Source organism: Erythrobacter sp. K21-9 (assembly GCF_055808355.1).
Genome location: NZ_CM147866.1, coordinates 1,006,770 through 1,030,535, shown reverse-complemented (window position 1 = coordinate 1,030,535; position 23,766 = coordinate 1,006,770). Strand labels below are relative to the sequence as shown.

Here is a 23,766-nt window from a genome sequence, read left to right as displayed (position 1 = left end):
TCGGGCTCTCGTTATTCGGGAAGCCGCCGCTTGACCCCGGCGGCGGCTTCCCGGAAGAAAAGCGAAACAACGAACGAATCTCGAATTTCAGGGGAATGCAATGCGCGGTGAATGGTTGGGCCGGTTTCTGGCGGTATTCGGTGCGCTTGCGCTTATTCCGGGAGCGGCTTTTGCGCAGTCCTTTCTGGAAGCGGAATTTGAGCCTTCCATTCCTACGCTGACCGAAACGGTCGGACACGAACCCGGCGCGCGCATCACTTCGCCCGACGAAGCGCTGACTTACCTGCGCGCTCTTGCAGAGGCTGCGCCCGAGCGAATGCGGATGATCGAATATGCGAAAAGCTGGGAAGGCCGATCGCTCAACTACGTGATTCTGACCGCGCCTGAAAACATGGCGCGGATCGGCGCTATTCAGGCCGACCTCGCCGCAATCTCCGCCGGGCGCGCGAGCAATGGCGACGCGCTGCCTGTGACGTGGCTGACCTACGGCGTGCATGGCAACGAGATTTCCTCGACCGATGCGTCACTGATGATGGCGTATCACCTGCTCGCCGCGCAGGGCGATGCGCGGGCCGAACGTATCCTGCGCGAAAGCATCGTCATCATCGACCCGATGCAGAACCCCGATGGACGCGCGCGCTTCGTGAACCATTTTCGCGGCGCGGTCGGGATCCAGCCTGCCGCCGACCGCCAGTCCGCCGAGCACGACGAGGAATGGCCTTCGGGCCGCGTCAATCACTACATGTTCGATCTCAACCGCGACTGGTTCACGCTGAGCCAACCAGAGACGCGCGGCAAGGTCGCCGCTATCCGCGAGTGGAACCCGGTCGTTGTCGTCGATGTGCACGAGATGAGCGGCGACGATACCTATTTCTTCAGCCCGGCCGCGCAGCCGCTCAACCCCAATATCACAGCCGCGCAGCGCCGCGCCTATGAGCTGATCGGACGCAACAACGCGGCATGGTTCGACCGCATAGGGGAGCCCTATTTCACGCGCGAGGTCTATGACCTGTTCTACCCCGGTTACGGCGACACATGGAACACGCATCACGGCGCGATCGGGAGCACGTATGAGCAGGGATCGGCGCGCGGCCTCGTTCTCGAGCGGCGCGACGGAACCACGCTGACCTATGGCGACGGGGTGCGCAATCACTTCATCGCAAGCTTTTCGACCGCCGAGGCGGTGGCCGACAATGCCGGCCGCCTGCTAGGCGATTATGCCGCCTACCGCGCTGCCAATGCCAATGGCGCGGCAGGGCGCGGGACCTATCTGATCGACCTCGCATCTCGCCGATGGAATGCCGAGGCGCTGGGACGCAGGCTCGCCGCACAAGGCATCACCGTTTACCGAAGGACGAGCGCGGCAAATGTGTGCGGGCGGACCTTCCCGCAAGGCTATCTCGCCGTGCCGCAGTCGCAGCCCGCCGGGCGGCTCGTGCGCAGCCTGCTCGACCGCGACACGCCCCTGCCCGAGGCGTTCGTCCGCCAGCAGGAACAGCGCCGCGCGCGCGATTTGCGTCATGAACTTTACGATGTGACCGCATGGTCGGTCGGCTTTATGTCGGGTGTCGACGTAACCTTGTGCAACGCCGCCGCCTCGGGCGAGATGCTGTCCGCCGACATGCCGATCGCTCCCAAGGCCGAGGGGTCGGGGAGTTTCGCGGTCGCCGTTCCGTGGACCGATAGCGGTCAGGCGCGGCTGGTTACGCTCGCTTTGCGCGAAGGGATCGAGGGCCGCGTTACCGACGAAGCCTTTATTAAGGACGGGCGCGAATTTCCGCGCGGGACCGTGGTCTTCGCAAGCGGCGCGAACACCGATGCGGCGATGGTTCGCCTCGCAGCGCTAGCGCGCGAAGTCGGCGCGCACACCATAGCGCTGGAGGACAGCTGGGTCGAAGATGGGCCGAACCTCGGCAGCGAGGCTTTCGTCCGCCTTACCCTGCCCAAGGTCGCGATTGCGTGGGATGACGGCATCTCGCAGCTCAGCGCGGGGGCGGCGCGCTATGTCCTCGAACAGCGGCTCGGCCTCCCGCTCGTGCCGATCCGTACCGACCGGTTCGCGGGCGCGGACCTGTCCGATTACGACGTCGTGCTCGTTCCCGATGGTTCACCGGGCGATGATCTGGGCAAAGGCGGACTTGCAACGCTCGATGCATTCGTGAAGCGCGGCGGCGTGCTTGTCGCCATCGGGGGAAGTCTTGGCGCGTTTTCCAGCGGCGATAACCCGCTGCTTGCGGTGAGGCGTGAGGCGGCGCTGGGCCTCAACCCCGAAGAGGCGGAAGATGGCGAGGACGGCGAAAGCCCCGCGCTTGCACAAGGCAACGAACTCACCAGCGCGGACGAATATCGCTCTGCCATACAGGACCAGCAGGCGCTACCCGACACGCTGCCGGGGGCACTGCTCAACACGGTAGCGGACCGCGATCATTTCCTCTCGGCAGGCTATGATGACGGTGCCGTCGTCGATGCGCAGGGTTCGCAGATATTCACTCCGCTCGATCGATCCAGCGGCACCAACGTGCTGCGTTTTGCGGCGGCGGACAGCCTGATCGCGAGCGGATATGTCTGGGATGAGAACCGCCGGCAGCTCGCCTTCAAACCCTATCTGATGGCGCAGCCTTCTGGCGAGGGCATGACCATCGGTTTCGCGCATGATCCCACGCTGCGCGCCTATCTCGATGGGCTGGACCTGCTGCTTGCGAACGCGGTTATCATCGCCCCGTCACGGGTGCGCTAGGCAGCGGCTCACATCCGCCGCGCATCGGCGCTTTCGGATGGGACGCTGACGGTGAGGCCGTCGAGTTCGGGCGTAAGGTCGATCTGGCATGAAAGCCTGCTCGTCCGGCGCGCTCCGGCGGCGAAATCGAGCATGTCTTCCTCTTCCTCGCTCGCCTCGGCAAGCTTGTCGAACCATTCGGCGGCGACGATCACATGACAGGTCGAGCGCGCCATCTGCCCCTCGCACGTGCCCTCAAGCGGCAAGCCCGCCGCCTGTCCGATGCGCAGCAAGTTGTCGCCTGGTTCGGCGCTGGCCAAAATCTGCTCACCGTGCGGGTCGATGAAGGTAACCGAAATGCTCACACTTCCTGGTCCTTGGCCGCGGCGTTGATCGTCTCGGCGGCTTTTTCGAGGTCTGCCATCTGGGTGTAGCGCCCGAAACCGATGCGGATCGAGGACTTTGCCTGTTTGTCGGAAAGCCCGATGGCTTTGAGCACGTGGCTGGTCTTGCCCGAACCGCTGGCGCAGGCGGACCCTGCTGAGAACATCACATTGCGGCACTCCGACATCAGGCGATTCACGTCGAGCCCCTTGCGCCGCATATTCAGATTGCCGTGGTAGCGCGCAACCTCGCTGCCATTGAGCTCCCAGTCCGAAAACAGCTCGCGCGCGCGCTTCCACAGCTCTTCGACATGGGCCGCGTCCTGCTCTCTCAGCTCCTTCGCCAGATGCGCCGCTGCGCCGAAACCGGACACCAGGGCGGGTGATAGCGTGCCCGAACGTTCCCCTTCCTGCAGCCCGCCGGTGACCTGCGGATCGAGATCGATACCGTCGCGCACCCACAGCGCGCCGATACCCTTGGGCCCGTGCAGCTTGTGCGCGGAAATGGCGATCATGTCCGCGCCGGTCACTTCCATCTTGCCGTACGCCTGCACCGCGTCGATCAGGAACAGTGCGTTGTTTTCCTTGGCCTTGCGGTGCCAGTCGATGGTGGGCTGGATCGTTCCGATCTCGTTATTGACCTGCATCACCGCGATCAGGCGCACGTCGGCAGGCACGTCCTGAGCGGTGTTGCACTGCCCCTCTTTCGAGACATTGAGGATATGCGCCTCGCCCAGCGCCTTTGCCGTGTCGTAAACCGCCGCGTGTTCGATAGCGGAGACCGACACGCTTCCCCCGCTCCCGCTGCCGCGAATGGCGAGATTGATTGCCTCGCGCGCATTGCCGGTGAAGATCACCCGTCCGCCTGCAGGCAGCAAGGCGGCGACCCGATCCCGCGCCAACTCAATCGCTGCGGCAGCCTGTCGACCCATGCGATGCGGACTGTGCGGATTGCCGAAGCCTGTGCCTTCCGGCCCGTCGAGCCAGCGCAGCATCGCATCGCGCGCCTCGGGCGCGAGCGGCGTGGTGGCCTGGTAATCGAGATAGATCATATGCGTGCCAGTTCTGTCCATGTTTCGGCGAAGCGTTCAACCTCTGCCCGTGTTGTCGACCACCCGAGGCTCATCCGGATCGTGTTTGCGGCAACTGCTTCATCCAGTCCCATTGCCGCGAGCACATGGCTGGACTTCATCGTCCCGCTCGAACAGGCGCTGCCCTGCGACACCGCGATCCCCGCCATATCGAAGCGCATCACCTGCGCGCTGCCCGACATGTTCGGCATGGCCAGGGCGGCGATGTAGGGCGACGGCGCATCCAGAGCAAAATTCAGCCAAGTGCCGCCCACGTTCACGACTTGCTCAGCCAACCCCGTCAGCGGGGCAAGCACATCATTGCCGATGTAAGGTTTCCCCGCAGCCTGCAGCGCCGCGGCCATGCCCAGCGCGCCGGGCAGGTTCTCCGTCCCTCGCCGGTATCCGCGTTCGTGTCCGCCGCTCGCCTCCAGCATGGCGTAGTCCTTCACCAGCAGAGCGCCAATGCCGATCGGGCCGCCGAACTTGTGCGCCGACACAATGGCCATGTCTGCCTGCGAAGGAACAGGTGTCTTGCCGGTAGATTGGGCGCAATCGGTCAGCAGCAGGCCGCCTGCTTCGTGAACGATCGCGGCGATGCGCGCGATATCCTGCTGCGCGCCGGTTTCCGAATTGACCCGCTGGACCGCGACAAGCGGGCGTTCGCGCTGCACCGCCTCTGCCAGCACGTCGAGATCGAGCGAGCCATCGCTCTGCACCGGCAAGCGCTCGGCATCGGGCGCGGCTTTCAGGATCGCGTCATGCTCCACCGCACTGACCAGCCGCGCTCCGGCCCTTGCCGAATTGAGCGCAAGATCCGCCGCCTCGCTCGCGCCGCTTGTGAAGATCAGCTCGCCGTCCCAGCCCAGCGGCGTCTTGATGCGGTCTCTCGCATCTTCCAGCGCGGCGCGCGCCTTGCGGCCCTCGGCGTGGGGGCTGGACGGGTTTGCCCATAGCGCAAAGCCATCCTCCATCGCTTGCCTTGCCTCGGGGCGAAGCGGCGATGTGGCGGCATGATCCAGGTAGATCCGCTCAGCTATGGGACTGCCCTACAAAAAATTGCGAAATCTGCATCTGACCTTATATAGAGCGCGCGTTCAGCCGCGCCACCCGGCGCGTGCCACACCCAATTCTCGAAGGTCCATTCATGCCATCAGTCATCTTCCCCGGCCCCGAAGGCCGTCTTGAAGGTCGTTTCTCCCCTCCCCCGCGCCCGCGTGCGCCTGTTGCGATGATCCTGCATCCGCACCCGGAAGGCGGCGGCACGATGAACGACCGGATCGTCCAGCGGCTTTACAAGACTTTTGCAGATCGCGGCTTTGCGGTCCTGCGCTTCAACTTTCGCGGCGTTGGCCGCAGCCAGGGAAGCTTCGACAACGGCATTGGCGAGCTTTCCGATGCCGCAAGCGCGCTCGATTGGGTTCAGTCGATTCACCCGGAGGCCCAGACGACATGGGTTGCGGGATATTCCTTCGGCGCGCTGATCGGAATGCAATTGCTGATGCGCCGCCCGGAAGTGCGCGGCTTCATCTCCGTCGCTCCGCCGGCGAACATGTACGATTTCAGCTTCCTTGCGCCATGCCCGGCTAGCGGCATTTTCGTGCAGGGCGCTGCCGATACGGTGGTGCAGCCGACCGCCGTGCAAAAGCTTGTCGACAAGCTGCGCGCGCAAAAGCACATCACCATCCACCACGACGAAATCCCGCGCGCGAACCATTTCTTCGAGAATGAAATGGACGATATGATGAAGTCGGTCGACAATTACCTCGACTTCCGCCTGTCGCCGGATTGTCCGATCAAGTGATCTCTCGGATCATTTGATTGGTTTCTTGTGCGCACTTCACCCGGGGTGCGATGTCCTCGGCCCATGTGGGCCAGCGGGCGGTCGGTCGCCCTCGCGGCCGCCGTTTAAGGACGCTCGCCAAAATAGGTCTTTAAAAACAACGCGAAAGGCCTTGCCTTCGTAATGTTATGTTGTAACATACAAGGTGAGAGGTGCCGGTTTCGATAGTCCAGCCTCGCTTCGTTTCTGGCGCCGCTCACATGAAAACGTGAGAGAGGAGCCTCAATATGAACTATGCGCAAACTGCCAATCGCGCGAACCCGGTCGCGATGCTCGGTGCGCTGGGCGTGCCAGCAGCAGTCGGAGCCGTTCTGGTCATCGGCCTCGCAGTCAAGGGAGTCATCCCGGACGTGATCCAGAACCCCGACGTATTCGACGTCACGCCGGTTGAGCCCGATGTCACGCCGCCCCCTCCCGATCCTGCACCTCAGCCGGATGCGGCGCCTCAGGCTCAGCAGCCTTCTCCGACGGTTGCTCCAATGCCCGATACGAAATTCGATTTCGAGCTTGGGACGAGTGATCCGATCATCGCACTGCCCGGTCCGGACACAACCTCCGTGACACCGTTCATCATTCCCGGTCCAGTCGGTAACGCTACTCCGTCCCCCGCTTTGCCCGATCCGATCAAGGCGTCGCCGCGCGGCAATCCGGGGCGGTGGGTTACCGACAACGATTTCCGCCCACGCTGGGTGCGCGAGGGGCTATCGGGTGTCGCAAGCTTCGCCCTCACCATCGACCGCAAGGGCAAGGTGAGCGACTGCACGATCACCAAGTCGACCGGGCACAGTCCGCTGGACGAGGCGACCTGCAAGCTGATCCAGCGCCGCGCCAAGTTCGAACCGGCAAAGGACAGCTACGGCAACCCGATCTCCGGCACGTATCGGAATTCCGTAAACTGGAAGCTGCCTGAATGACTATGCGGCGGCTGGCGAGGCATCATTCGCCAGCCGCCTCCGCTGCTTCAATCGGTGAGCTGCCGTCCGATGTCGGCACGGTCCAGATCAGCACATTCGCAATCGCGATAATCGCGAGCACGACCATCAGCGCGGGCTGCTTCACCTCTCTGGTGCGCCGCCAATAGACGAAAGCGCCTGCCAGCAGGGCGAATGCTGCAAGCATCACGATGGAAAGTACGATATCCATGAACGAATAGCCTCGTCATACGTTGGTAGGGGAGAAGTGTCCGTCAGATGTGCTTTGCACACGCGACTGCCGCACTTGCAAGACCATTTAGAGGAGGAATGCATGGGTATTTTCAGTTCGATCAAAAACGCGATTTTCGGGGATGACGACAAGGACGAGATCAAGGGCAACCCGCAGCCCACCGCGACCTCGGGCCCAAAAGAGCGCGCGCCGATCAGCCAGGACGAAGTCGAAAAGCGTATCGCCAATATCCCGGGCGCCGAAGATCTCAACTGGCGCACCTCGATCGTCGATCTCATGAAGCTTGTGAAGATCGATCCGAGCTATGAGAACCGCAAGGAACTTGCGCAGGAAATGGGCAATACCGGCTATTCGGGCAGCGCTGAGGACAACATCAAGCTGCACCGCGATGTAATGGACGAAATCGCCAAGGCCGGCGGCGTCGTTCCGGGCGAACTCAAGAACTGATTTGACACCTTTCAGGCGCGCGGTACACCCACGCGCCATGAGAGAGACAAACCAGAACATCACGCGCCGTCAGGCCCTTTACGGGCTTGGCGGCGTTTCCACATTGGCGCTTGTTCCGGGCTGCGCGGGGGCGGCGTATCAGGCAGGCGCTCCGGCCACTGCGGCGACGGATGCCAATCAGATGCTCGACCAGATCGCCTATGCGATGCTGGAGCACGAACCGACACGCGCCACGACCCTTGGCGTCGACACCGGCAGCTATGCCCATCTGCGCGGCAAGCTGGAGGATCAGACCCCGGAAGGGCAGGATGCCTACGCTGCGACGCTGCGGGACAACCTCGCCAAACTGCGCGCCTACCCCCGCGCCGGCCTCGACACCGAGACCTTGACCAATATCGAGGTGGTCGAAAGCGCTTACGAATTGGCGCTCGATGGCTTCGCGCTGCCGTACGGCGATACGCCGGTCGGCAATTGGCGCACGGCGCCCTATGTCGTCATCCAGAATGTCGGCGCGTATATTGGCGCGCCGCGCTTCATGCAGTCTGACCACCCGCTCCGCGATGCGCAGGATGCCGATTTCTACCTCGAGAGGGTTGAGCAGTTTCCCGCCGTGCTTGGTGGCGAGCTTGAACGAATGCGTCAGGCGCGCGGCATGGGCGTGGTCCCGCCCGATTTCCTGATCGACAAGGCCATCGGCCAGATGGAATTGTCCATCGCGAGCGCCGCCAAGGGTGAGCTTTTCACCGATCATCTGCGCGCATCACTGCAAGAAATCGGCCTGCCCGGCTCGCGCGCCGAGCTTGCGCTCGCAATGGAAAGCGGGGCGATTGCAGGTGCGCTTTCGGATCAGCTCGAAGAATTGAAACTGCAACGCGCGGCCGCAACCTCCGATCCGGGGATCTCCGCACGCCCCAGCGGCGAGCAATTCTATGATTGGGCGCTCAGATCCAGCACCACGACCCGCCTCACCCCGGATGAAATCCACCGCCAGGGCCTCGAAGAGCTGGAAGCGCTGCACGGGCGAATGGACCCGATCCTGCGAGAGATCGGCTACACCAGCGGCACGGTTGGGGAGCGGATGCAGACGCTCGCCGCCGACCCGCGCTACAAGTTTTCCGAAGGCGACAAGGGCCGCGAGGAAATCTTTGCTTTCATCGATGAGCGGGTGGACTGGATCAAGGCGCAGATGCCCCGCGCCTTCGACGAACTGGTCGATCCCAATCTCGAAGTGACCCGCATCTCGATTGCCGAGGAAGCCGGCGCTCCCGGAGCCTATGGCGGAGCGGGAAGCAAGGACGGGACGATCCCGGGCCGGTTCTGGATCAATCTGCGCACCACCGACCTGCACCGCAAATACGACCTGGCCGATCTCACCTATCACGAGACCATTCCGGGCCATGTCTGGGAGGGCGAATATTCCAATCGCCTGCCGCTCATCCGCTCGATTCTCGCCTTCAACCCGTTTAGCGAAGGCTGGGCGCTGTATGGCGAGCAGATTGCCGACGAGCTTGGCGCGTATGACGATTTCAAGGTCGGGCGGCTCGGCTATCTCCAGTCGCTCGCCTTCCGTGCCTGCCGCATGGTGGTCGACACCGGCCTGCATTCGAAAGGCTGGAGCCGCGAGCAGGCGCGCCGCTTCTTCGTGGAACGCAATGGTTCGAAGTACGAAGAAGTCGCCAGCGAGGTTGACCGCTATTGCAGCTGGCCGGGCCAGGCGACCGGGTACAAGCTGGGCCACAGCGAAATCGTGCGCCAGCGCGCGCGGGCCGAGGCCGAGCTTGGCAGCGCCTACGATTTCAAGGCTTTCAACACCGCCGTCATCATGGGCGGGAATGCGCCGCTCAATGTCGTCGAGAAGACGGTTTCGCGCTACATTGCAGGCGCGCGCGCCTGACACCATATAGCTCGCATCACATAACGGGAGCCGCGTATGGAACAGCTTGGAGAAGACCTCGAAACCATGCGGCGCGTCCCGCTGGCCGACGATCACGTCGCGGCGATCTGCGAGATCGGTGAGGAAAAGACCTATCCGAAAGGCGAAATCGTCGCCGATCTGGGCGATCCGATGGACACGTTTATATACGTGGTGGACGGCGAGATCGAAGTGGTCGATCCGCACACTGGCGAGCGCATGCTCGAATCCTCGCTTGGACCAACGCAGTTCATGGGCGAGATCGGGTTTCTGAACCGGGGCACCAATTACCTGAAAATGCGCGCCGCGCGTGAGACCCGGGTCATCGCCGCCCCGCGCACCGCTATGCTCGACCTGATGAGCCGTGTGCCGGAGCTATCCGACCATATCATCACGGTCTTCGCCGCGCGCCGGCGCAAGCAGTTTGAAATGCGCAATTCGGCAGTGAAGATCATTGGCGCCGATCGCGATCCGGCAGTGCAGGCAGTCGAGCGGTTCATGTCGCGCAACCGCATTCCGTTCGAAAGCTACGACATGGATGCGACCGACGAGGAAACCGCGCAAGTCTGCGACCTGACCGGTCATCACCCGTCGGTCATCCTTGGCACCGACCAAAAACTTGAGGACCCGACCCCGCGCAAGGTCGCGCAATATCTCGGGCTCGATCTCGATATCTGCTCGCAGCGTGATTTCGATCTGCTGATTGTCGGCGGCGGCCCGGCAGGAGTGGCCGCAGCGGTCTATGCCGGGTCCGAAGGGCTCGATGCGCTGGTAATCGAGGATACTGCGGTGGGCGGGCAGGCAGGCACGTCCAGCCGGATCGAGAATTACATGGGCTTTCCCACCGGGATCAGCGGAACCGACCTCACCTATCGCGGCCAGATCCAGGCGCTCAAATTCGGCACACGCTTCGTGATGCCGCGCTGCGTTATCGGCCTGACCAAACGCGAGGACGGCACCTTCTGCGCCCGGCTCGACGATGAGGACGAGATTTGCGCAAGCGCCATCCTTGTCAGCACCGGCGTGCAATATCGCCGGCTCCCGCTGGATAATCTCGAACGGCTCGAAGGGGCGGGCATCTTCTACTCCGCTACGGAGATGGAGGCGCGTTTCTGCGCCCGCACAGAAGTAGTCGTGATCGGCGGCGGCAATTCTGCCGGTCAGGCGGCGATGTTCCTCTCGCGCACCGCCGCGCACGTGCACCTAGTGGTGCGCTCGGGCAGCCTTGCCGCGTCCATGTCGAGCTATCTCAGCCAGCGGCTCGAAGCCGACAAGAAGATCACGATACACTACCACACCGAAGTCACGGCATTGCACGGCGATGATTGGCTGAGCTCGGTGACTGTAAAGTCCGATGGTGAAGAGCGTCAGATCGAAACCAGGGCGCTGTTCATCATGATCGGTGCTGCTCCCAACACCGATTGGCTCTCCGGCCTCGTCGAAACTGACGAGAAAGGCTTCGTTCGCACCGGCGCAGAGGTTGGCCGCGACACACCCTTCGAAACGGGCACTGACGGTATTTTTGCCGTGGGCGATGTCCGCTCGGGATCGGTGAAGCGGGTGGCCAGCGCGGTCGGCGAGGGATCGGTGGTGGTCAGCCGAATCTGGAGCTACCTCGACGATCGCAAGCGCGGCGATTACGGTTAGCGAGTAATTATCCGAAGAAATTCATTGCGAATTCAGTCGTGTCGCGGCACTCTTTACTGAGTTAAGGGGACGCGCGGGATCATGAAATCCAAAATCTTTTCGCTTTTTCTTTCGGTTTTCGCTTTTGGGGCCATTGCATCGCCCGCCAGGGCGGATTGGTATGAGGCATCATCCGACCACTTCGTCATTTACGCCGATGACAGCGAGAAGGACATTCGCCGCTTTGCCGAAAACCTCGAACGCTATCATGGTGCGCTGTCCTACCTGACGAGACGCGCGATCGGAAAGCCGAGCCCGTCCAACCGGGTCACGATTTTCGTGGTTGGATCGGGACGCGACCTGCGGCGCCTCGCCGGGCAGAAGAACAGCAACATCGCCGGTTTCTATGTCCCGCGCGCCGGGGCCAGCCGGGCCTTTGTCCAGGATATCCGCAATCAGAACGGGTATCCGCACTTCTCGACCGTGGTGCTCCTGCATGAATACGCGCACCATTTCCTGATCTCGAGCAGCCGTTTTGCCATGCCGCGCTGGATGAGCGAAGGGGCCGCCGAATTCTTCGCCGCCGCCACCTTCGACAAGGATGGCAGCGTCATGATCGGCAGACCCGCGCAGCACCGCGCCTATGAACTGAATGTCGGCAATCCGGTGTCTGTCCACGAACTACTCGATCCCGATTACAAGAGAAGGAAGCGCGGATCGAGCGGCGACGGATTCTACGGGCGCAGCTGGCTGCTGTACCACTACCTCACATTCTCCAAGGAGCGTGCGGGGCAGCTGAACGATTATCTGATGGCGATTGCGAACGGCACGGGTTCGCTTGAAGCGGGCGAAGCCGTCTTCGGCGATCTCGACCAGCTCGAAAAAGAGCTGAAGAAATATCTTCGGGAGCGCCGGATGTTCACCTTCAATCTCGGCCCAGAGCGGTTCCAGATCGGCGAGGTAAGCTTGCGCAAACTGCCGGAAGGCGAAGCGGAAGTGATGGAACTGCGCATGGTTTCGCAGCGCGGCGTCAACCGCGAGCAGGCAGAGGAACTGCTAGTCGAGGTGCGCGAAGTCGCTGCCGAGTATCCAAACGATCCCGGCGTGCTGTCCGCCCTCGCCGAGGCGGAATACGATGCCGGCAATGACGATGCGGCCATTGCGGCAGCAGACCGTGCCATCGCGCTCGATCCCGCGCGCACCAATCCCTACGTGCAAAAGGGATATGCGCTGTTCCGCAAGGCTGCCGATGCCGCCGTGCCCGATCAGGCATACGAGGAAGCGATGGCTCCGTTCACCGCGCTCAACCAGCGTGAGAACGATCATCCACTGCCGCTGATCTATTATTACCGCAGCTATGCCGAGCGCGGTGTCGCACCATCGGAAAATGCGCGCGCCGCGCTCGAACGAGCGGCACAGCTCGCGCCGTTCGACCAACATCTCTGGGTGCAGGTGGCTATGATGCAAGCGAGTGAAGGCAAGATCGAGCTGGCGAAGTTCAGCCTGAAACCGCTCGCCGCAGATCCTCACGGCGGAAGCAGGGCCGAACTCGCCAAGAACATGATCGACGTGCTTGAACAGGCACCCGAGGGAGCACCGATGCGGCTCTCAATGGGCCGCCCGGATAGTCGCGTTGGTGACGAAACGGACGATCACGGAGACGGTGAAGGCGACGGCGACTGAATGCGTCGCCGCCCCGGCTGCAATCAGCGCTTCATCATGCCGCCGACGATTGAGCCCAGTATGCCGCCCAGCGGGTTTTGCGACGGGGCAGCGCCGGCCGATCCTCCGCCGGTCGCCTGTTTGGCCATGTAGCCGGCAACAGCCATTGCGAGGATCGGCAGCATCTTCTTGAGCAGCCCTTCATCGAGGCCGGTCATCGATGCGACCTCGCCCGCGACCGATCGGCTCACATCCTTGCTGCCGAAGATATTGCCGAGAATGTCATTGCCGGGCGCGGTTGGAGTGGGGCTGTTACCCAGAACCGCGTCGAGCAAGCCGCCAGCCGATGCACCGCCACCGCCGAGGATCGCCCCGGCCAGGCCGCCAAGTCCGCCCATCGGATCGGGCGTGGTCGCCCCGCCCGTTGCGCTGCGGCCCATCCCGGCCACAATCGCCGGAAGCAGCGCGCCAGCCGCAGTCTTCGCGGTCCCTTCATCAATGCCGAGTTCGCTCGCCATCGAGCTGATGGCGCCGGTCTGTTGCAACATTTGAGCAAGGCTCATTGCGTCTCTCCTGAAAATATTTGCGGGGGGTACGGGTTTTTATTTCTTGCCGAACAGTCCCGACGCCATGTCGGTGATATCGTTCAACGGATTGCCGTCATGATCCTTGTCCAGCAGCTGCATGAACCCGGTCAGCGAGCTTTCGCCGCCGACATGTTCCATGACCTGCGAGAGAACGCCCTGGTCGAGCCCGCTTTTTTGAGCGGCGACATCGAGCGTGTCGCCATCGGCCTGGTGCCCTTCGGTGAGCGCCGCAATAGCCTTTTCCGCAGTTTCCTGATCGATGCCGAGCTTTTCGGCCATGTTCTTGACGGTGGGGTGGTTGTGGGCCGCGCCCAGTATCTGGTCGAAAAGGCTCATTGCGTGCTCTCCTGTCGTTGCTTGATCCCTGTTACTGAATAGACGCCCGAAAACAGCTTATGTGCCGAAAAAAAGCCCCGCCCTGCGTCGCTGCGCAAGGCGGGGCTCCCCTCTCCAACTCGTTGGCGGCGATCAGGCCGCGACGGGCGCAGCGGGCGCTGCCTGCCGGACGCCTTCGTCCACATGCGGCGCAAACTCGGCGAAGTTGTCGATGAACAGCTGCACCAGCTTGTGCGCGGTCCGGTCATATTCGGACTTGTCCGCCCAAGTGCTGCGCGGATCGAGGATTGTCTGGTCGATGCCCTGTTGGGCGAGCACGGGCACCTGCACCGGCACTTCGAAACCGAAATTACCGTCCTTGCGGTACTCAACAGTGTCGAGATCGCCGTCGAGCGCGGCATTGAGCAGCGCGCGCGTTGCCTTGATCGGCATGCGGTTGCCGGTGCCGTATTTGCCGCCGGTCCACCCGGTGTTGAGCAGCCAGCACTGCACCTGCCACTTGGCAATGCTTTCCTTCAGCAGGTTGCCGTAAACGCTCGGGTGGCGCGGCATGAAGGGCGCGCCAAAGCACGTGCTGAACGTTGCTTCCGGCTCGGTCACGCCGATTTCAGTCCCGGCGACCTTGGCGGTATAGCCCGACAGGAAGTGGTACATTGCCTGATCGGGCGTGAGGCGCGAGATCGGAGGCAACACGCCAAACGCATCGGCGGTGAGCATTACGACATTGCTCGGCACGGGGCCGAGATTGTGCTCGCTGGTGTTGGGAATGTAGTCGATCGGGTAGGCGCCGCGCGTATTTTCCGCGAGCGAGTTGTCGTCGAAATCGAGCTCGCGCGTTTCCTCGTCCATGACCACGTTTTCGAGCACCGTGCCGAACCGCCGCGTGGTCGCGTAAATCTCCGGCTCCGCCTCTTCCGACAGGCGGATCATTTTGGCGTAGCAGCCGCCTTCGAAATTGAAGACCGCAGTGTCCGACCAGCCATGCTCGTCATCGCCGATCAGTGTGCGGCTGGCATCGGCGGACAGGGTCGTCTTGCCCGTGCCTGACAGACCGAAAAACACGGCAGTCTTGCCGTCTTCGCTGATATTCGCCGAACAATGCATCGGCATGACGCCCTTCATCGGCAGCAGGTAATTGAGAATGCCGAAGACGCTCTTCTTCATCTCGCCTGCATATTTCGTGCCGCCGATCAGGATCAGCTTTTCGGACAGGTTTACCGCAATCACGGTTTCGCTGTTCGTGCCGTGGCGTGCCGGATCAGCTTTGAAAGTCGGCAGGTCGATGATCGTGTATTCGGGCGCGAAATCGCTAAGCTGATCCTTGGTCGGACGCACCAGCAGGGTGCGGATGAACAGGTTGTGCCACGCAAGCTCGTTAATCACGCGCACGTTCACGCGGTGCTCGGGCTGCGATCCGCCGAACAGGTCCGCGACATAAAGCGTTTCCTTGCCGGCGACGGCGTCCATGAAATCCGCCTTCAGATTGGCAAAGTGCTCGGGCGTCATGCCCTTGTTCACCTTGCCCCACCACACCGTGTCTTCGGTGGCGGCATCACGCACGATGAACTTGTCGTTTGCGCTGCGCCCGGTCTTCGCTCCGGTCTGCACGACAAGGGCCCCGTGCTTCGACAGCACGCCTTCACCGGCGGCCAGAGAGGCCTCCACCAGCGCAGGCGTGCCAAGATTGGGGTGGATTTCCGCCTGGGTTTCAATCCCCTGACTGGACAGCGATTGGGCAAGAGGCGTCAACGTGAATTCTCCATCAAAGGACTGGCTATTGGCAGACGGACACGATCATTTTCCAGAGACTCGTGCATACGTATGCACAGATGAGCGCAATAGCCCGGAAAAAGGGCAGGAAAAAGCCCGTAGAATCCGTCAGATCCCAATTATTCCTTCGATATATGCCCTCCCCGCGCGCGTCAAACGCCCTCATGGCGATTCGCCCAAAGAGGTATGCCGATCGCAGCGCGATACCATTTGTGCCGCGCGTTGTTTCCGCGCCCCGAAACCGCTAATCCTCTGGAAAAGCGGCAGGGATACGCGCGCCGCAGGAGAAATAGCATGACCGACACCATTGAAGGCGCACCGGGTGAAGAGGGCGCCCAGGCCGGATCGAGCGCCGCTGCCGATATGCCCGATGATGCGCCGGTAATCGCTCTGGTCGATGATGATCGCAACATTCTGACCACGGTTTCCATTGCGCTTCAGGCAGAAGGGTTCGTGACGCGGCTCTATTCCGATGGGGAGACCGCGCTGAAGGCGTTGATCGAGAACCCGCCTGCGCTCGGCGTGTTCGATATCAAGATGCCCAAACTGGACGGCATGGAGCTGCTCAAGAAAGTGCGCGAGCATGTGGCGCTGCCTGTCATTTTCCTCACCTCCAAGGACGATGAGGAGGACGAGGAAGCCGGACTCGAGCTAGGCGCAGACGATTACATCGCCAAACCGTTCAGCCAGCGCCTGCTGATCGCGCGCATCCGGGCCATCCTGCGCCGCGCCGATCCGGTGCGCGACACCGGCGGAGAAGACGGCAGCACAGCTCAGCCCGCGCCGGACAGCCTTGAGCGCGACCGCCTGCAGATGGACCCGGCACGCCATCACGTGACGTGGGATGGCCGGCCGGTCAGCCTGACGGTCACCGAGTTTCTCATCCTCGAAGCGCTGGCCGCTCGACCGGGTGTCATCAAGAGCCGCAATCAGTTGATGGATGCCGCCTATCCCGACGATATCTTCGTCGATGACCGGACCGTTGACAGCCATATCAAGCGGATGCGGCGCAAATTCCGCAGCGCCGACCCGCAATTCGGCGCGATCGAGACGCTATATGGCGCGGGATACAGCTTCAACGATGGCTGAAGATGCCTATCACAAGGTCAGCCGGGAAACATTGCCAGTTGGCGGCAGCACCGAGACCTTGAGCGGGGGCGGCTCGGTTTTCGCTTACCGCACGCATACTCGTCGTCAACATCCTCCCGCTGGCCCTGCTTGGCGGCGGCCTGTTCTATATCGACAGCTACCGCACGCAGCTTATCAACGAACGCTTCAAGCTGGCCCGGATTGAAGCGCAGATCACCGCAGAGGCACTCGCCGGGGCGACCCGCGACCGGCAGGAGGCGTTGCTGGTCCAGATCGGAAAGGAACAGGGAATGCGCTTGCGCATGTTCGATGCCGAAGGCCTGCTGTGGGCCGACAGCTTCGCGCTCGATGAACCCTCCTTCGAATTCGACGACATCAGCGATGACACGCGCGAACAGCAATTCGCCCGCTGGCTCGACCGGACAGTCGACACCATCGTCAGCGCCGAGCCGGTGACCGATTACCTCGAGCCCGAGGCGCAGATGGCCGATGCGTGGCCGGAACTGGTTCGCGCGCGTGAGGAAGGCCGCAGCCAGGTTACGCTCTATGATTGGGAGGATGGCACGCCGGTCATCACCGCCGCAGCACCGGTCGGGCTGAACGGTGCGACCCTGCTGACGGTGCGCAACGCCGTGGACATCACCGCAACCGTGCAGGCGGCGCGTACGACACTGATGACGGCGGTGCTGCTGGTGCTGTTCGCCTCCGCGATGCTCTCGCTCTATCTGGCGCGCACCATCGTCACACCTCTGCGCGAATTGGCGCGCGCCGCAGTCAAGGTGCGGCAGGGGCGCGAGCGCGAGGTCGAGGTTCCGCGCCTTCCTGAACGCAGTGATGATATAGGCCTGCTCGCGCGGGCAGTGTCCGATATGACCGGCGCCCTGCGCCACCGCATCGATGCGGTGGACAGCTTTGCCGCCGATGTCGCGCACGAAATCAAGAACCCGCTTGCGAGCCTGCGCAGCGCGATCGAATCGCTCCCGCGTGTCGAAGACCCGGATACTCGCCGCGAGCTCGAACAGATCGCCACTCACGACGTGCGCCGGATCGACCGCCTTGTCTCCGAAATTTCCGACGCGAGCCGGATCGATGCCGAAATGTCGCGCGCGACGCGCGAACGCATCGACATGGCCAGCCTCGTGCGCGAGATCATCGGCAGCCGCGAACACCGGGCAGAAAACCTCAATCACCGCATCGAACTGAAAACTCGCGGGTTTGCCGCCTATGTCGAAGGCGTGGGCGCGCGGCTGGAGCGGGTGGTCGAGAACCTGCTGGACAACGCGGTCTCCTTCTCTCCGGTACGAAGCTCCGATTGAGGTCATGATCGACAATGACGGCAATTGTGTAACTGTGATGGTGTGCGATTCCGGGCCGGGCATTCCCGAAGATGCGCGCGAAAAGGTCTTTCACCGATTCCATTCGATCCGGCCCGAGCGGGAGGATTTCGGCAACCATTCCGGCCTCGGTCTCGCCATTGCGCGCGCCATTGCCGAAGCGCATGACGGCTCGCTTTCTGCTGAGGCCCGCCCCGATGGCGAGCCCGGTGCCTGCCTGCGTTTCCGGCTTCCCGCTGCGTGAGCGGCGCGGACCGCATTATTCTTCAGGCGAGCGCGGTCGCGGTCGATGGCCGCGCGCTCCTCATCGAAGGCGCGCCAGGCATCGGCAAGTCGAGCCTCGCGCTCGCGCTGATCGACCGCGGCGCAGCGCTGATCGGCGATGACGGCGTCACGCTGGAGCGGCGCGGGACGCAGGTCCTCGCGTCCCCTCCGCCGAACATCGCGGGCCTGCTCGAGGTGCATGGAGTGGGCCTGATCGAATTGCCGGTTGTAACCGAAGTGCCGGTCGCCCTCATCCTCTCCCTCGGACAAAGCCCCGAGCGTATGCCGGAGAACATCCCGGCAAAGGACATTCTGGGGGCTGGAATCCCAGCCCTCCCCTTCGATCCGGGTAATATCGCCCCTGCCCTGCGTGCGGAATGGGCTCTAGCGAACCATGGGCTCAAGCCGGGCTGATCCGCCGCAATCCACAGCCCTTGCAAAAAAGGCGCTTTCCATTCGCGCGTATTCTCGCGAGACAGGGCACATGGAACCTGCGCATCCTGCCGCCACTCCTCCTGCCGATCCCGGCCGGCAGCGCTTGCTGCTGGTCACCGGGCTGTCCGGCGCGGGCAAATCGACTGCGCTCGATGTGCTGGAAGATCTTGGCTGGGAGACCATCGACAACTTCCCGGTCCGCCTGCTCGAACGACTCGTCGCGCCCGGTGATGAGCCGCTGGTCGAGCAGCGCGGCCCGCTCGCCATCGGTTTCGACTCGCGTACGCGCGGCTTCGTGCCGGGCGACATTATCGCCCTGCTCAAGGACCTGACCGAGCGCGAGGACCTGTCCGTCAGCTTCATGTTCATCGACTGCGCCGACACCGAGCTTGAGCGCCGCTACAATGAAACGCGCCGCCGCCACCCGATGACGCAGGGGCGCCCGCTGCTCGAAGGCATCGGGGCTGAGCGCGAGCTGCTCGAACCTCTGCGGCGCTGGGCGGACACGGTGATCGACACAACCTCGCTCGCCACGAACGAATTGCAGGGCCATGTCCGCGACCTGTTCGACAACAGCGAGGCCAGTGATGCCACGCTGACCATTTCGAGCTTCGGTTTCGCGCGCGGGATGCCGCCGCTCGCCGACCTCGTGTTTGACATGCGGTTTCTCGACAACCCGCACTGGGTCGAGGGGCTGCGTGAACTAACCGGGCGTGACGCGCCGGTCGGCGAACACATCGAAAAAGACCCCGCGTTTCATACCGCTTTCGAGCAAATCCACGACCTGCTTCTCACCCTGCTTCCCCGCTACCAGGCGCAGGGCAAGGCGTATGTGCACATTGCTTTCGGGTGTACCGGGGGGAGACACCGTTCGGTCTTCACCGCCGAACGCATGGCCCAAGGCTTGCGCGACGCGGGATTTTCGCCCACTGTCCGCCATCGAAATTTGGGCTCGCGCGCCGCCGATGAAATCGAACGTGTGCCGGGCTAGGTAACTGACGGACGTAACTTCCCGTATGATTGGCTTGATCCTGGTTACCCACGGCCGCCTCGCGGACCAATTTGTCGAAGCGATGGAACACGTTGTCGGCACACAGAGCGGCATTGCGACCGTCTGTATCGGTCCGAGCGACGACATGGAACAACGCCGCGCCGAAATCGCAGCCGCCATCGAAACCGTCGATGCTGGCAGCGGCGTTATCATCCTGACCGACCTGTTCGGCGGCACGCCCTCCAATCTCGCGATCTCATTGCTCGATACGGGACGGGTGGAGGTCATTGCCGGGATCAACCTGCCGATGCTGATCCGCCTTGCCGGAGCGCGCAAGAAAATGGGCGTGGTCGAAGCGGTCGAGGCCGCACAGGAGGCCGGGCGCAACTACATCACCGTGGCCAGCGAACTACTCGGCGAGGATGCCGGGCAGACCGCTGCGAAGGCGTGAGGCCAATGGGATGAGCGAACTCCGCCGCAACGTCACCATCGTCAACAAGCGCGGTCTGCATGCGCGGGCCAGCGCCAAATTCGTCGGCGCAGTTGCCGCACTGCCCGAAGGCGTCGATGTTCGGGTCGCGAAAGACGGCAATGAAGCGGCGGGTGGATCGATCCTCGGCCTGATGATGCTCGGCGCAGCCAAGGGCGATAATGTGGACGTGATCGTCGGCGGCAGCGATGCCGAAAGCGTGCTTGGCGAACTCGTCGGACTGATCGAAAACGGATTCGGCGAAGAATAGCGCCGGCTCATGCGCAAACAGATCACCGGGTTCTCCAATCCGACCGTCAAATACCTGCGCTCCCTGCGTGACAAGAAACACCGCAAACGCGCGGGCCAGTTCCTAGTCGAGGGGCTGCGCCTGCTCGAAGATGCGCGCGAGGGCGGACGCCTGCCGCGCCAGCTGGTCATGGCCGAAGCGCGCGAGCCGCACCCGCTGCTGGACCGGCTGGAGGGCGAGGTCAGCGGCGCGGGCGGCGAGGTGATCGAGACCACGCCGGACATCCTCACCAAGATCACCGGCAAGTCGAACGCGCAGAGCGTTGCCGGCGTGTTCGACGAATGGGAAACCGCGCTGGCGGGCCTGGACCGCGGTGCCGCGCCAATCTGGCTGGTGGCGCAGGCGCTCAGGGATCCGGGTAATCTTGGCACGATGCTGCGCACCGGAGACGCCGTGGGCGCAGGCGGTCTGATCCTGATCGACGATTGCGCCGATCCCTTCAGTGCAGAGGCGGTGCGCGCCAGCATGGGCGCGATCTTTACGCAAGGTCTGGCGCAGGCGCGGTGGGAGGAGTTCACGCAGTGGCTGCGCGGCGGCGCGGGACAGCTGGTCGCGGCGAGCTTGCGCGACGCGGTGCCTTATCGCGGCGCGGCTTATGACGCACCCTGCTTCATCCTTATCGGCAACGAGTCGCAAGGCCTACCCGAAGCCTACGAGGCCGAATGCGATCTGCGCGTCATGATGCCGATGCGCGGGCGCGCCGACAGTCTGAATGCAGCGGTTGCAGGGGCGGTGCTGGCCTATGAAGTTCTGGAGTGCTTAGGAGACTGATTGGTCCGCCGCGCGGCGATTGCCGGTGCGATTAAGCCGGGTTGCGGCGATCAGAACGCGGCAGGACTAGGCCCAAGAAAAAGCGCATGGATGTTTCGCCTGTTTCGGCACATCGGATGGCCGAGGCAGGCAAGCACAGGTGCTCAGCCATAGCTGCGACATTTGATCGCACGCCCGGCAGCGCAGGTCTCCGTCAGTAGAAGGCCAGTTGATTCGAGATGGCGAGAAGTTGGCCAGCTTTCGACCAGATGCGCGTAGTTTGCGAAAACCTACCGTTTCGCACTCTGTCAGCGTGCGCTTCGACCAGGATGAATTCGCTGCCCAGCGCAGTCAATTCCTCAGCGGTGCAGTGCACGTGCAGATCATATTGCACCGTGACCCCGAAGCGGGGTGTGGAATCGAGGAAGAATGTCCGCGGCATCGGGGTATCGGATACCGCCAGAAGAGCCTTTTCATCCCACGGTACCGATCGCTGGCATCGCGCACCCAAACGGCAGAATGCGGGCGTTCTTGCTCGGTAAATGCGGTGCCCAGGCACATCCTTTGTTCGTATTTGCTGAGGAAGCGCGGGCCCGGAGTATCGGGAATGCGGTCCGATTGTTCAGGCGGTTCTACAGTGGGGAAATCGACGCTGTAATCCAGCGGTTTGTCACGCAATTCGGAAAAGACGAAATCGGCGGCAAAGGTTGGCTCGGTCGGTTCCGACCCTGCAAAAAATTCGGTTCTAAAAAAATTGGTCCGCCGGCCTTCGCGTAGGGTGCGAACATCGATAACCAGTCCGCTTTGCGGTAGTGGCTTCAGGAATGTGGCCGTTGCGCTGGCCAGCGCGCTGTTTTGCGGCTGTTTAGCCTGGATCGCCGAATACCCGGCGGCCAACGCCCAACCTCCGAACGCGGATTGAAAATTCCAGTACTCGGCGCCGCCATCGGCCTGCACCCGGTCCGAATCGAGCTTAGTCAAAGTTGTGGCGGTATCGAGTGGGAACTGGGTCATGGCTCGCGCTTTCGTTTGGGCCGCCGAAACGACCTTCGCATTATTGAACGCTGGCGTTCAATTTGGTTCCCAAACGGAGCCGACTTTTCTAGCTTGCGTGCAGTGATCTAGGCGAGCGATCCCGCGACCTTATGGAGTTCTAAATTCCTCCACATCACTCCGCCGCGTCCCGCTTGTCCTCCAGCGTCTCAATCTCATCCACGTCCTTTGCGGTGTAGCGCGGTGCGCCTTCGACCAGCGGGACGTCGTCGATCTCTTTCGAGATTTCGATGCCCTTTTCGGCCATGCGGCGGCCCGAAGTCAGCACGTTGCGCTCGAAACTGCCGACGAACTTGTTGTAATTGTTGACCGCCGTCTCCAGCCCTCCGCCGACGCGTTTCATGTGTTCGGCGGCAACCCGCAGGCGGTCGTAGAGCTCCGCGCCCATCTTGCCGATCTCGGCAGCCTCTTCGGCCATCTTGTCCTGCCGCCAGACCTGCGCGACGGTGCGCGCGATGGCGACTAGATTGGTCGGCGTGGCGAGCAGCACCTTGTTGCGAAAGGCGAAATCCCACAGCTCCGGATCATGCTCTAGCGCGGCGGCGACGAAATGCTCGCCCGGCACGAACATCACCACGTAATCGGGCGCGTCGTCGAACTGGCTCTGATAGCTTTTGCTACCGAGCGTCTGCACGTGATTGCGCATGGATTTGGCGTGAAGGTCGAGATGCGTGATCCGCTCGGCATCATCATCCGCCTCGAACGCGGCCTGATAGGCGTTCAAGGACACCTTCGCATCGATCACAAGCTGCTTCTGGCCTGGCACGTTGACGATGGCATCGGGGCGCTGTCGACCAGCATCGATATCGACTGATTGTTCGAGGTGGAAATCGGTGTGCTCGGCTAGCCCGCATTGTTCGAGCACGTTTTGCAGTGCGCGCTCGCCCCAGCGCCCGCGCGCCTTGGGTGCATTGGTCAGCGAATTGCCGAGCCGCTGCGCCTCGCGCCTTACCTCTTCCTGCCCCTCACGCATCGACTGGATCACACCGTGCAGCTGCCCGAACGCATCCTTGCGCTGGTTTTCCAGCGTTTCGACCTGCTTTTCGTACTTGGCGAGCCGCTCACCGACCGGCGAAAGCAGTGCCTTGATCTTCTGCTCGCCTGCTTCCTCGGACTGCTTGAAGCGTTCATCGGCGCGCTTGAGGAACGCCTCCTGCGCCTTGCCCAGCACCTGCGCGCCGGTGTTTTCAAATTCCTTGAGCAATGCCCCGCGCGATTCTTCGAGCAGGCGTTTCTGCTCGGCAAAGCCGGCGCGCTCCGCCTTGAACGCGGCGTTTTCGGCCCGCGCAGCTTCCAGCTCCTCACTTAATGCACTGACCCGCGCGGCGCGTTCATTCGCTGCCGAAAGGTCCACCTTCGCCTCGCCCAGTTCAGCTATCGCTGACTTGAATTCGCCCTCACGCTCGCCCAGCCGCTCGCGCAGCTCAGCCGCGGGCTTACCGCCCAGAAACCAGCCCACACCCAGCCCGATGAGCAGCGCCAAAGCGCCAATAGCAGCTACAAGAATATTTCCATCCATTGGCGGAACATAGCTGGAACGCCGCCGCACGCCAAG

Annotated in this window: 25 protein-coding genes and 1 pseudogene; 16 read left to right on the top strand and 10 right to left on the bottom strand. The window is 62.7% G+C overall.

The genetic code is table 11. The features are described from left to right. Positions 1-100 precede the first annotated feature (100 nt). The gene (locus tag AC0L39_RS05185; protein WP_473261298.1) at positions 101-2,737 is read left to right on the top strand and encodes a M14 family metallopeptidase; all 2,637 of its coding nucleotides are present in this window, start codon (positions 101-103) and stop codon (positions 2,735-2,737) included. An 8-nt stretch (positions 2,738-2,745) separates the two neighbouring features. Here the strand turns inward: AC0L39_RS05185 and AC0L39_RS05180 are convergent, their stop codons facing one another. From AC0L39_RS05180 to AC0L39_RS05170, 3 genes are read right to left on the bottom strand one after another with little or no spacing between them, the layout of a single operon-like run. Continuing rightward, complete coding sequence (locus AC0L39_RS05180) at positions 2,746-3,081, bottom strand: 2Fe-2S iron-sulfur cluster-binding protein (RefSeq protein WP_473261296.1); 336 nt, start codon at positions 3,079-3,081, stop codon at positions 2,746-2,748. Beyond that, positions 3,078-4,151: a cysteine desulfurase family protein gene (locus tag AC0L39_RS05175; RefSeq protein WP_473262283.1), complete on the bottom strand. Its 1,074-nt coding sequence runs from the start codon at positions 4,149-4,151 to the stop codon at positions 3,078-3,080. The genes AC0L39_RS05180 and AC0L39_RS05175 overlap by 4 nt, the downstream gene beginning before the upstream one ends. Further along, positions 4,148-5,143, bottom strand: a complete 996-nt coding sequence (locus tag AC0L39_RS05170) for a cysteine desulfurase family protein (RefSeq protein WP_473261294.1) — start codon at positions 5,141-5,143, stop codon at positions 4,148-4,150. The genes AC0L39_RS05175 and AC0L39_RS05170 overlap by 4 nt, the downstream gene beginning before the upstream one ends. 173 nt (positions 5,144-5,316) lie before the next feature. Here AC0L39_RS05170 and AC0L39_RS05165 point away from each other — a divergent pair, with 173 nt between their 5' ends. Further along, complete coding sequence (locus tag AC0L39_RS05165) at positions 5,317-5,973, top strand: alpha/beta hydrolase (RefSeq protein ID WP_473261292.1); 657 nt, start codon at positions 5,317-5,319, stop codon at positions 5,971-5,973. Positions 5,974-6,239: 266 nt separating this feature from the next. Next, positions 6,240-6,926, top strand: coding sequence for an energy transducer TonB (locus AC0L39_RS05160; protein ID WP_473261290.1), 687 nt, complete (start codon positions 6,240-6,242; stop codon positions 6,924-6,926). A gap of 22 nt (positions 6,927-6,948) precedes the next feature. Here the strand turns inward: AC0L39_RS05160 and AC0L39_RS05155 are convergent, their stop codons facing one another. Next, entirely contained in the window at positions 6,949-7,155 is a 207-nt protein-coding gene (locus tag AC0L39_RS05155; RefSeq protein ID WP_473261288.1) for a hypothetical protein, read from the bottom strand. Positions 7,156-7,257: 102 nt separating this feature from the next. On the opposite strand from AC0L39_RS05155, the gene AC0L39_RS05150 reads away from it, so the two are divergent. From AC0L39_RS05150 to AC0L39_RS05135, 4 genes are all read left to right on the top strand, one after another. Continuing rightward, complete coding sequence (locus tag AC0L39_RS05150) at positions 7,258-7,623, top strand: DUF3597 domain-containing protein (RefSeq protein ID WP_473261286.1); 366 nt, start codon at positions 7,258-7,260, stop codon at positions 7,621-7,623. 37 nt (positions 7,624-7,660) lie between these two features. Then, on the top strand, positions 7,661-9,517 hold the full coding sequence (locus tag AC0L39_RS05145; protein WP_473261284.1) for a DUF885 domain-containing protein: 1,857 nt from the start codon (positions 7,661-7,663) through the stop codon (positions 9,515-9,517). Positions 9,518-9,553: 36 nt separating this feature from the next. Then, the gene (locus AC0L39_RS05140; RefSeq protein WP_473261282.1) at positions 9,554-11,182 is read left to right on the top strand and encodes an FAD-dependent oxidoreductase; all 1,629 of its coding nucleotides are present in this window, start codon (positions 9,554-9,556) and stop codon (positions 11,180-11,182) included. Positions 11,183-11,263: 81 nt separating this feature from the next. Then, complete coding sequence (locus tag AC0L39_RS05135; protein ID WP_473261280.1) at positions 11,264-12,844, top strand: hypothetical protein; 1,581 nt, start codon at positions 11,264-11,266, stop codon at positions 12,842-12,844. A gap of 23 nt (positions 12,845-12,867) precedes the next feature. On the opposite strand, the gene AC0L39_RS05130 is transcribed toward AC0L39_RS05135, so the two are convergent. From AC0L39_RS05130 to AC0L39_RS05120, 3 genes are all read right to left on the bottom strand, one after another. Next, complete coding sequence (locus AC0L39_RS05130; protein WP_473261278.1) at positions 12,868-13,386, bottom strand: DUF937 domain-containing protein; 519 nt, start codon at positions 13,384-13,386, stop codon at positions 12,868-12,870. A gap of 39 nt (positions 13,387-13,425) precedes the next feature. Then, positions 13,426-13,746, bottom strand: a complete 321-nt coding sequence (locus tag AC0L39_RS05125) for a hypothetical protein (protein WP_473261276.1) — start codon at positions 13,744-13,746, stop codon at positions 13,426-13,428. A gap of 132 nt (positions 13,747-13,878) precedes the next feature. Then, a complete protein-coding gene (locus tag AC0L39_RS05120) occupies positions 13,879-15,495 on the bottom strand; it encodes a phosphoenolpyruvate carboxykinase (protein WP_473261274.1) in 1,617 nt (538 codons plus the stop codon). Between the two features lie 384 nt (positions 15,496-15,879). On the opposite strand from AC0L39_RS05120, the gene AC0L39_RS05115 reads away from it, so the two are divergent. From AC0L39_RS05115 to AC0L39_RS05075, 9 genes and pseudogenes are all read left to right on the top strand, one after another. Beyond that, a complete protein-coding gene (locus AC0L39_RS05115) occupies positions 15,880-16,605 on the top strand; it encodes a response regulator (protein WP_473262280.1) in 726 nt (241 codons plus the stop codon). Positions 16,606-16,700: 95 nt separating this feature from the next. Beyond that, positions 16,701-16,781 (top strand): annotated as a pseudogene (locus AC0L39_RS05110) (hypothetical protein); the annotation flags it as partial. A gap of 84 nt (positions 16,782-16,865) precedes the next feature. Continuing rightward, the gene (locus tag AC0L39_RS05105; protein ID WP_473261272.1) at positions 16,866-17,921 is read left to right on the top strand and encodes a sensor histidine kinase; all 1,056 of its coding nucleotides are present in this window, start codon (positions 16,866-16,868) and stop codon (positions 17,919-17,921) included. Positions 17,922-17,925: 4 nt separating this feature from the next. After that, positions 17,926-18,183 carry a sensor histidine kinase gene (locus tag AC0L39_RS05100; RefSeq protein WP_473261270.1) on the top strand — a complete coding sequence of 86 codons (258 nt, stop codon included), beginning with the start codon at positions 17,926-17,928 and terminating at the stop codon, positions 18,181-18,183. Next, the gene (locus tag AC0L39_RS05095) at positions 18,180-18,617 is read left to right on the top strand and encodes an HPr kinase/phosphorylase (protein WP_473261268.1); all 438 of its coding nucleotides are present in this window, start codon (positions 18,180-18,182) and stop codon (positions 18,615-18,617) included. The genes AC0L39_RS05100 and AC0L39_RS05095 overlap by 4 nt, the downstream gene beginning before the upstream one ends. A gap of 70 nt (positions 18,618-18,687) precedes the next feature. Beyond that, positions 18,688-19,629: an RNase adapter RapZ gene (gene rapZ, locus AC0L39_RS05090; protein ID WP_473261266.1), complete on the top strand. Its 942-nt coding sequence runs from the start codon at positions 18,688-18,690 to the stop codon at positions 19,627-19,629. Positions 19,630-19,654: 25 nt separating this feature from the next. Next, on the top strand, positions 19,655-20,080 hold the full coding sequence (locus AC0L39_RS05085; protein ID WP_473261264.1) for a PTS sugar transporter subunit IIA: 426 nt from the start codon (positions 19,655-19,657) through the stop codon (positions 20,078-20,080). A gap of 10 nt (positions 20,081-20,090) precedes the next feature. Continuing rightward, positions 20,091-20,369, top strand: coding sequence for an HPr family phosphocarrier protein (locus AC0L39_RS05080; RefSeq protein WP_473261262.1), 279 nt, complete (start codon positions 20,091-20,093; stop codon positions 20,367-20,369). 9 nt (positions 20,370-20,378) lie between these two features. Continuing rightward, on the top strand, positions 20,379-21,179 hold the full coding sequence (locus AC0L39_RS05075) for a TrmH family RNA methyltransferase (protein WP_473261260.1): 801 nt from the start codon (positions 20,379-20,381) through the stop codon (positions 21,177-21,179). A gap of 193 nt (positions 21,180-21,372) precedes the next feature. Here the strand turns inward: AC0L39_RS05075 and AC0L39_RS05070 are convergent, their stop codons facing one another. The 3 genes from AC0L39_RS05070 to AC0L39_RS05060 all read right to left on the bottom strand — a co-directional run bounded on the left by AC0L39_RS05070 (position 21,373) and on the right by AC0L39_RS05060 (position 23,730). Then, a complete protein-coding gene (locus AC0L39_RS05070; protein WP_473261258.1) occupies positions 21,373-21,600 on the bottom strand; it encodes a hypothetical protein in 228 nt (75 codons plus the stop codon). After that, complete coding sequence (locus AC0L39_RS05065) at positions 21,510-22,172, bottom strand: acyl-CoA thioesterase domain-containing protein (protein ID WP_473261256.1); 663 nt, start codon at positions 22,170-22,172, stop codon at positions 21,510-21,512. The genes AC0L39_RS05070 and AC0L39_RS05065 overlap by 91 nt, the downstream gene beginning before the upstream one ends. A 154-nt stretch (positions 22,173-22,326) precedes the next feature. Next, a complete protein-coding gene (locus tag AC0L39_RS05060; RefSeq protein ID WP_473262277.1) occupies positions 22,327-23,730 on the bottom strand; it encodes a DNA recombination protein RmuC in 1,404 nt (467 codons plus the stop codon). Positions 23,731-23,766 lie beyond the last annotated feature (36 nt).